A 676-nucleotide genomic window follows, 5' to 3' on the forward strand; every position below is an offset into this window, starting at 1 on the left:
AGGTGCACCCAAAACAGAGAGAATCAACGAACAACACTAAGCAGAATGACCATTCATCTTAGTGCGACCAGAAAGGTAATCCCTGTTTAGTTGATGAGTTTTGGGTGCGATAGGAGTGTATCAGAGAAATGAGTTTTGGCTAGCGGCTGGGTGATGGAGTCGATGTCGTGAGTAATGTTATTGCAGCTCTTTTAGCCGCAATGTATTCATTTCGTCTGAATAATGCACAAAATCAGTGGGTGGCGTATCGGTTGCAGAACAAAAAACATTGAGACAGTTTTGTATCTTTTCTAATGATTCATCATGTCCAGTTAACGATGTGGGTGCTCTTACTGATAGTTCTTGGTGTGTGATTGTTAGGATTTCTTCTAGTGCATTGGGATCTATCTTGTCTTTAATATCTATATCGTCTAACGAACTAATAATGACGTTGATCGCGAAAAAAACCATGCGATTTAATTCCCTGTAAGCCTCTGAATACAATAAAGTTGGATGTATTTCTGTGACTTGCTTTGTCGCGATTTGATTGACTATTTCCCAGTACTGTTCATCGATGTTGCTACCACGAGTGAAATGCGCGGTTATGGTTTCCTCCCAGTATGGTCTATCGATAAAATGGCGTTTTAATTCTTCTATACACCAGTTGACGTCTTGTTCAAATGAGGGATTAACAATG

1 protein-coding gene is annotated in these 676 nt (G+C 39.9%); it reads right to left on the bottom strand.

What is annotated here, in order from left to right; all coding sequences use genetic code 11:
• Nucleotides 1-177 precede the first annotated feature (177 nt).
• Nucleotides 178-675 (bottom strand): hypothetical protein, encoded by a 498-nt coding sequence (locus AACR11_RS08630; RefSeq protein WP_079324668.1) that lies wholly within the window; start codon nucleotides 673-675, stop codon nucleotides 178-180.
• Between the last annotated feature and the right edge of the window lies 1 nt (nucleotide 676).

Origin of the sequence: Vibrio sp. L85 (assembly GCF_963871815.1) — a bacterium.
GTDB classification, from domain to species: Bacteria; Pseudomonadota; Gammaproteobacteria; order Enterobacterales; family Vibrionaceae; genus Vibrio; species Vibrio harveyi.